Origin of the sequence: Streptomyces neyagawaensis, assembly GCF_023516595.1 — a bacterium.
Lineage (GTDB): Bacteria > Actinomycetota > Actinomycetes > Streptomycetales > Streptomycetaceae > Streptomyces > Streptomyces neyagawaensis.
In genome coordinates, this window is sequence record NZ_JAMGBG010000189.1 from 22593 (window position 1) to 28819 (window position 6227).

Annotated in this window: 7 protein-coding genes; 2 read left to right on the plus strand and 5 right to left on the minus strand. The window is 73.8% G+C overall.

Features of this window, described 5'->3' with window-relative positions; genetic code table 11:
• Entirely contained in the window at positions 1-675 is a 675-nt protein-coding gene (locus M8J73_RS42560; RefSeq protein ID WP_055541748.1) for a TetR/AcrR family transcriptional regulator, read from the minus strand.
• 206 nt (positions 676-881) lie between these two features.
• Here M8J73_RS42560 and M8J73_RS42565 point away from each other — a divergent pair, with 206 nt between their 5' ends.
• Positions 882-1652, plus strand: a complete 771-nt coding sequence (locus M8J73_RS42565) for an NADPH-dependent F420 reductase (RefSeq protein ID WP_249829842.1) — start codon at positions 882-884, stop codon at positions 1650-1652.
• 74 nt (positions 1653-1726) lie between these two features.
• Here the strand turns inward: M8J73_RS42565 and M8J73_RS42570 are convergent, their stop codons facing one another.
• Both M8J73_RS42570 and M8J73_RS42575 read right to left on the minus strand, forming a co-directional pair.
• Positions 1727-2305, minus strand: coding sequence for a hypothetical protein (locus M8J73_RS42570; RefSeq protein WP_249829843.1), 579 nt, complete (start codon positions 2303-2305; stop codon positions 1727-1729).
• A gap of 292 nt (positions 2306-2597) precedes the next feature.
• Complete coding sequence (locus tag M8J73_RS42575; RefSeq protein ID WP_249829844.1) at positions 2598-3284, minus strand: helix-turn-helix domain-containing protein; 687 nt, start codon at positions 3282-3284, stop codon at positions 2598-2600.
• 63 nt (positions 3285-3347) lie between these two features.
• Here M8J73_RS42575 and M8J73_RS42580 point away from each other — a divergent pair, with 63 nt between their 5' ends.
• Positions 3348-4154: an NAD(P)H-binding protein gene (locus tag M8J73_RS42580; RefSeq protein WP_249829845.1), complete on the plus strand. Its 807-nt coding sequence runs from the start codon at positions 3348-3350 to the stop codon at positions 4152-4154.
• 30 nt (positions 4155-4184) lie between these two features.
• On the opposite strand, the gene murQ is transcribed toward M8J73_RS42580, so the two are convergent.
• Positions 4185-5156, minus strand: coding sequence for an N-acetylmuramic acid 6-phosphate etherase (gene murQ, locus M8J73_RS42585; RefSeq protein WP_055539850.1), 972 nt, complete (start codon positions 5154-5156; stop codon positions 4185-4187).
• Positions 5157-5240: 84 nt separating this feature from the next.
• A partial coding sequence (locus M8J73_RS42590; protein WP_249829846.1) for a MurR/RpiR family transcriptional regulator occupies positions 5241-6227 on the minus strand: 987 nt, incomplete at its 5' end.

Below are 6227 nucleotides of genomic sequence, written 5' to 3' on the forward strand. Positions count from 1 at the left end.
TCAAGGGGCGTCCGCTGCGGGCGCCAGTTCCGGCAGTGGCTCCGTGTTGCGGCTGCTGAGGCCGTCGAGGGAGATGTGCAGGAGGCGGCGCCACTGGCCGGGGTGGGTGTCGCCGGTGGTCAGGACGGCCTGGCTGAGGGAGCCGCTGAGCAGGACCAGGTCGGCGGTGGTGACGTCGGGGCGCAGGAGGCCGGCGTCCAGGCAGCGCGTGCGCAGGTAGTCGATGAGGGCGTAGCAGCGCTGGGCGCATTCGGAGGGGCCGCCGGTGGAGGCGTAGCTCTCGATGACGGCGCGGTTGTGCGACTGCGTGGTGAGCATCTGCTCGAAGAACCCGGCCAGGGCCTGCCAGGGGTCCTTGGTGGCCGAGGCCCGCTGGTGGGCGTCGGTGAGCCAGGCGGTGTACTCCTGCTCCAGGACGGTGGCGAGCAGGTCGTCCTTGGTCGGGAAGTGACGGTAGAGCGTGCCCATGCCGACGCCGCTGCGCCGGGCGATCTCGCGGACGTCGACGGCGCAGCCCTGTTCCGCGAAGACCGCGCCCGCCGCCTCCAGGATCGCGGCGCGATTGCGCTCGGCGTCGGCGCGGCGGCCCCGCTTGGCGGGCTGCGCGGGAGCGGCGGCCGTCCCGGCGCCGGGGGGCGCTTCGGTGGTGCGGGTCGGCTGGTCGGCGAGGGTCACGGCATTCAGGGTACGCGCACTCCCGTTTTACGGAGCACTTGCTCCGGTTGTGTTACGTTCAAAGGGAGCGCTTGCTCCGCTTTGGTGGAGTGGCGGGTCCGGGCTTCGGCCTGCCCGCTTTCGCCTGCCCGCTTCCGCCCTGGCGCCGCTTCCCCGCACCGCCACCGCTGGACCTCACGGTCCGCGCGAGATGAGGAGACCCCTTCATGGCAACACTCGGCATCATCGGCAGCGGCAAGATCGGCACGGCCGTGGCCAGGCTCGCGGTCGCGGCCGGTATCGACGTCGTCCTGTCCAACTCCCGTGGCCCCGAGACCCTCGCGGAGGCGGTGGCCGAACTCGGCGGGCGGGCCCGTGCCGCGACGCCGGAGGAGGCGGCCCGCGCGGGCGACTGGGTGCTGGTGAGCGTCCCGCTGTCCGCCTACCGGGACCTGCCCGCCGGCGCGCTGGCGGGCAAGGTCATGCTCGACACGAGCAACTACTACCCGATGCGCGACGGCACCATCGAGGTCCTCGACTCGGGCAAGACCACGACCAGCGAACTCGTCCAGGAGCACCTGGTCGGCGCGAAGCTCATCAAGGCGTTCAACAACATCAGCGACGTCCACATCGCCTCCCTCGCCCGCCCCTTAGGCGCCGCCGACCGCACCGCCCTGCCCATAGCGGGTGACGACCCGGAGGCCAGGGCGAGCGCGGTCGAGCTGATCAGCCGGCTCGGGTTCGACACCGTCGACGTGGGCACGCTGGCCGACAGCTGGCGCTTCGAGCCGGAGACCGACGCCTACGGGGCGCCCTACTTCACCGACCCCGATGCCACGAGGGCCGCATGGGCGCGGCTGGCCGAGGCCATCCGCGCCGGCGCCCCGCTCGAGGCGCCTGCCATCGACGACCCCGGCACCCCGCTGCCAGCGGCACGACTGCGCGCGCTCCTCGCGGACACGCCGCGCAAGCTCACCGCCGACCGCGTGCTCGCCTGACGAGGGCGTAGACCGCAGGGGACGCCCCCGCCCCGCCGGGGGCGTCAGTACCAGGACCCCACGACGTCAGGACCTCAGAGGTTCCCCATCGGCTCGATGTCCCGGCGGACCGGCTCGCCCCAGATGCGCAGGACGTCGTAGTCGGTGAACTCGTGGACCAAGCGGTACGCGATGGCGGGGCGCGGGCCCCGGCGCTGGGCGGTGAGATACAGCTCGGCCTCGCGGCGGTCGCGGCGCGGTGTGCCGCACAGCTGCCACACCTGGCCGTTCCACGCCTCCGGGAGCCAGCGCTGCTGGGGTTCGGGGCGGTCGTCCCGGACGCCGTAGCGGGAGGGGGACGGGGTGGTGGGGGACGTGGGGCGGGGCCCGCCGTAGCTGTCGTTCAGCTGCGAGCGGCGGGCGGTGCGGCGGCGGGTCTCGCAGAGGAGGCAGCGGTCGGGGGCCTCCTCGTCCACCGGGCCGTTCGGGTGCTCGGGGCAGCGGGTGGTGGGAGCGGCCGTCGTGACCGTCTCGTCCAGCAGCTCCAGGGCGCGCTTGAGGTCCGCCTTCACCTCGTGCAGGCGGGCGTCGGGGGTGTCGGCGGTCAGGGCGTCGCCGTGCTCCCCGAGGACGCGTAGGGCTCGGCCGAGGGCGGTGAGCTGGGCATGGTTCACGGGGCTCGGGCCTTTCCCGGGGTGGCGGCTGTGGGCAGACCTCACCACGGTGCCACACCACACTGACAACGGGGTTTTCCGCCCCCGCCGCCCCTACCCGTCCCATCCCCAGGGGCGCTGCCCCTTCGACCCCGGGCCTGCCTTCGGGGGCTGCCGCCCCCGGGCCCCCGCGTTCAGTGGAGAGGGGTGCTTTGGGTGGGTGGGGATGCTTGCGGTCCGTCGTGGCTGGTCGCGCAGTTCCCCGCGCCCCTTCGGGGGCTGCCGCCCCCTCCGTGCCCCCGCCGCCGTCCTCTCAGGCCGTGCACGGGCTGGCCGTCGGGTGTCGGCCCGCTGTGAACGCGGCCGGGGGGACGCCCATGAAGTGGCGGAACTCCGCTGTCATGTGGGACTGGTCGTAGTAGCCCGCCATGGCCGCGATGTCGGACCATCGGCCGGTGTCCGCAGCGAGCACCGTGCGGAGCCGGTCGATGCGGGCGAAGCGTTTGGGGGACAGACCCGTGCCGTCGGTGAACAGGGTGTGCAGCCGGCGCTCGCTGATGTGCAGGCGGGCCGCGGTCGTGGCGACGCCGACCACGGTCAGCAGGCGGGCCGCCTCGTCGAGCCGGTGTGCGGGTTCGGGGCGGTCGGCCACTGCTTCTTCGAGCGCGGCGACCGGGTCGGCGGCGAACCGGTCGACGTCCAGGCCCGGCAACGCCCGGAGGGGCAGCGTCCGGTCCGCCAGGTCCCGCAGGGGACGGCCGAGCAGGACTCGCGCGCGACCTGGCCGCATCCGCACCCGTACGCACGAACGGCCGGGCATACCGACGTGGTAGGCGGCCCTGGTGCGGGGGCCCATGACGATCAACTCACGCCTGTCCACGCGCAGGAGAAGCGTGGTGGCGTGATCGGGCACGTCGACCACCGGCGAACCGGCCGCCGCGGCGACATCGATCCCGGTCACCCAGCGGGTCAGGGTGGGCGGCACGTCGAGTGAGCGCACGCGGCTCACGATAGTGCCGAAACTTCCTATAGGGCGGCCTCGGGGCGCTGACATCGTCGGAGCATGATCCTTGTTACGGGTGCCACCGGCACCATCGGTAGTCATGTCGTTCGTCTGCTCACCGAGCGGGGTGTGCCGTTTCGGGCGATGTCCCGCCGTGAGCGGCCCGGCGGGGTGCGGGCCGACTTCGAGGACCCGGCGTCGCTGGCGGACGCGGTGGCCGGTGTCGACTCGGTCTTCCTGGTGACCGTGCCGCCCGTGCCGACCGCGGACCACGATCTGGCCCTGCTGACGGCCGCGCGGGCGGCGGGCGTCAGGAAGATCGTCAAGCTGTCCGCGATCGGCAGCGGCGAGCGGTTCGAGGGCGCGACGGTCGGCGCGTGGCACCTCGCGGCAGAGGAGGCGATCGAGGCCGACGGGTTCGTCTGGACGATGCTCCGCCCGCCGAGTTTCGCGTCGAATCTCCTCTGGTACCGGGCGGCGATCCAGGCCGGCGAGCCGATCCCGGACATGACCGGTGACGCCCGGCAGGCCGTGGTCGACCCACGGGACGTGGCCGCCGTCGCCGTCGACGCGCTCACCGGCGACGCGCACGACGGGCGGCGGTACGACCTGACGGGGCCGGAGCTGCTGACGTTCGCGGACCAGGCGGCGATCCTGGAACGCGTGCTGGAACGTCCGGTCAGGACCACCGACGCGGGCCCCCTCGACGGGCTGCCGGCCGGGATGCGCACGGGCATCGGCTGGGCCCGCGCCGGTGGTGCGGCCTACGTCACCGACCATGTGCCGCGGGTGCTCGGCCGACCGGCGGGCACGTTCGAGCGCTGGGCGCGCGACCACCGGGAGGCGTTCACGGCTGCCGTGTCGTAACCCCGCTGGTCATCCGCCGGGGGGCGTCCCTCAGCCCGTCGTCGACGTCGTCGCCGCTGCCAGGGCCGCTCGGAGGTGGCCCTGGTTCTTCTGGAGCAGGCGGGTCGCCGTGGGGGCGTCGGTGTTGCTCAGGAGGGTGAGGATGGCTGTTTTGACCTCGCCGTTCGCGGCGGTCAGGGCCTTGTCGATCTCCTCGTCCGTCGCGCCCGTCGCGAGCGCGACGATGCGGTGGGAGCGGGCCCGGAGTTTGTCGTTGGTGGCGCGGACGTCGACCATCAGGTTCCCGTAGGTCTTGCCCAGGCGGATCATCGTGATCGTCGAGAGCATGTTGAGGACCAGCTTCTGGGCGGTGCCCGCCTTCAGGCGGGTGGAGCCCGTCACCAGCTCGGGGCCCACGACGACCTCGATGCCGTGGTCGGCGGCCGCGGCGAGCGCGCTGGACGCGTTGCAGGCGAGGCCCACGGTCAGGGCGCCCCGATCGCGGGCGTACTCGACGGCGCCGATCGCGTACGGCGTGCGGCCGGAGGCCGAGACGCCCACCACCGTGTCGTCGGGGGTCAGCGCCAGCGCGCCGAGGTCCGCGCGGGCCAGGTCCGCCGAGTCCTCCGCGCCCTCGATCGACGTGATCACCGCCTCCCGGCCGCCGGCGATCAGGCCCAGCACCTGGGAGGGGGCCGTGTTGAAGGTCGGCGGGCACTCGGACGCGTCGAGGACACCGAGCCGTCCGGCCGTGCCCGCCCCCGCGTAGATCAGACGGCCGCCCCGCGCCATCCGCTCCGCGATCGCGTCGATCGCCGCCGCGATCAGCGGCAACCGCGCGGCCACCGCCGTCGGCACGGCCGCGTCCTCGCCGTTCATCAGCTTCGCGATGTCCAGGGTCGGCAACTGGTCGATGTCCGCCAGGTCGGGGCGGAACGCCTCGGTCGTCAGCGACTCCAGCTCCGCGCGTACGGCGAGGTCGTTCGGGGTGGAGCCGTAGGGGAGGGAAGGCAGGGAAGGCATGCGGTGACTCATTTCGTACGGTGCGATCGGCGTCCCCGGAGGGCGGGCCGGGAGGATGCGACGACTGCGGTGCTCCGTCCTCGCCTACCGCGAAGGCCCTCCGCTCCTGTGGCGGTGCGCCAGCGCCTCGTACGACGCCGACAGCGCGGGCGCCGCGGACTCGTACGTCCGCTGGGCCACCCCTATGAACAGGCAGTCCACCACCAGCAGTTGACTGGTCCGGGACGACATCGCCGCCGGCCGCAGCTCGCTCTCCCGTGCCGTCGACGTCGTCAGGACGTGGTCGGCGTACTGGGAGACCGGTCCGTCGGGCCGTCCGGTGATCGCGATCGTCGTCGCGCCGTGGTCGAAGGCGACCCGCAGCGGTTCGATGACGTCGCCCGTCGAACCGGAGTGGGTGATCGCGATGGCCACGTCCTTCGCGCGGAGCTGCACCGCGTTGGTGACGGCGAGGTGCGGGTCGCTGTGCGCCTGGGCTATCAGCCCTATGCGCAGCAGCTTCTGCGTGAGGTCCTGCGCGACCAGGCCCGACGCCCCGACCCCGTACACGTCCGTCCGGCGGGCCCCGGCCAGCGCCCGGACCGCCGCGCCCAACTGCACCATGTCCAGTCCGGCCGCCGTGTCCGCGAGGGTCTGCTGCTCGTCGTAGGCGAGCTTGGCGACGACATCGGGGAGCGGGTCGTCCACCGCGATGTCGGCGGTGACGGAGGGCGCGCGGCCCGACTGCTGGTGGGCGGCGAGACCGGCGAGGGCGAGGCGCAGGTCGCGGTAGCCGGGGTAGCCGAGGAGCCGGGCCGTGCGGACGACCGTCGCCTCGCTGGTGCCGGTGAGTTCGGCGAGGCCGGTGACGGTGAGCGCCGCGCACGCGGCCGGGTCGCTCGCGACCGCCTCCGCGACGCGCTGCATGGACCGGGTCATGGACGGCGCGAGCGTCCGCACCTTCGCGGCGAGCGCGGCGGGAGCGGGCGGAGCGGCTCCGCCGCCATTGCGGCCTCCGCTGCCGCCGTCACTGCTGCGGCCTCCGCCGCCGCTGCCGCCGCGGCCTCCGTCGCCGCCGTTGCCGCCACGGGC

Excerpts from the sequence above, each read along its gene's own strand:
- M8J73_RS42580 (WP_249829845.1), top strand. The coding sequence starts at position 3,348 with ATGATCCTTGTTACGGGTGCCACCGGCACCATCGGTAGTCATGTCGTT.
- murQ (WP_055539850.1), bottom strand. The coding sequence starts at position 5,156 with ATGCCTTCCCTGCCTTCCCTCCCCTACGGCTCCACCCCGAACGACCTC.
- M8J73_RS42565 (WP_249829842.1), top strand. The coding sequence starts at position 882 with ATGGCAACACTCGGCATCATCGGCAGCGGCAAGATCGGCACGGCCGTG.